The organism is Natrinema soli, assembly GCF_028618695.1.
Map to the genome: position 1 here is coordinate 1 of NZ_JAQIVI010000489.1, position 1032 is coordinate 1032.

At 69.2% G+C, this 1032-nt stretch carries 1 protein-coding gene and 1 pseudogene; both read left to right on the forward strand.

The annotated features are described in order from the left end of the window. Positions 1–387 (forward strand): annotated as a pseudogene (locus PGX04_RS24695) (ABC transporter ATP-binding protein); the annotation flags it as partial. After that, a partial coding sequence (locus tag PGX04_RS24700; protein ID WP_273740928.1) for an ABC transporter permease occupies positions 384–1032 on the forward strand: 649 nt, incomplete at its 3' end. The pseudogene PGX04_RS24695 and the gene PGX04_RS24700, both read left to right, overlap by 4 nt.

Genomic DNA, 1032 nt, shown 5'->3' on the forward strand with positions numbered 1-1032 from the left:
CAGGGCACGCCCGAAAGCCTCGTCCGGGAACACGGCGGCTCGAGTCGGCTCACGATCGAAACGGCGGCCGATCCGGACGCCTTCGCGGACCTCGAGTACCCGGTCGAACGCCCGGAGCGCGGCCGGGGTCGAAGCCCGGACGGTGCAGTCGTCGTCCGCGACATCGATCCGGCCGCGATCGGAACCGTCGTCGACTATCTCGAGACCCGCGACATCGAGTACACCGAGCTCTCGTGGGCCGAACCGGACCTCGAGGACGTCTATCTCTCCCTGGCCGACACGACCGAGCGTGAGCGAACCGATCGGCTCGCGGGCGGGGAGAACGGGGGAAGCGGGCAGAGCGGTTCCGACGAGTCTGATATCGCGCAGGCGGGTGAGACGGCGTGAGTCGAATGGGCCGCGTCGGGGCCGAGACGAGCGCCGGCTGGCGGTCGTTCGTCCGCCGGCGGACGGCGGTCTTCTTCACCTTCTTCTTCCCGGTGATTCTGATCGTCATCTTCGGCGCGCTGATCCGCACCGATCCGACCGGCGAGGGCCTGTTCACCGAGCCGGCGGCCTACTACGTCCCTGGCTACCTCGCCGTCGTCGTCCTCTTCACCCCGCTGTCGCGGATGGGCAGCGAGGTCGCGCGCCACCGCGAGGGCAGCCGCTTCGAGAAGTTGGCGACGACGCCGCTGACCCGCGGCGAATGGCTCCTCGCTCAGACCGCCGTCAACGCCGCGATCATCGGGCTGGCGAGCCTGCTCATTCTCGGACTGGTGGTCCTGCTGACGGGTGCGGAGATCGCGTTCTCCCCGCTGTTGGTGCCGTACATCCTCGTCGGCGTCGTCTGCTTCTGCGGCGTCGGCGCGATGCTCGGCAGCTACACCGATTCCCAGGACGGCGCGGTCGCCGCGAGCAACGCGATCGGGCTCCCGCTGCTCTTCCTCTCGGAGACGTTCATCTCGCTTTCCCAACTGCCCGGCTGGTTCGGCCCGCTCGTGAACCTCTCGCCGCTGACCTACTTCGCGCGAGGGGTGCGGGCCGCGACCT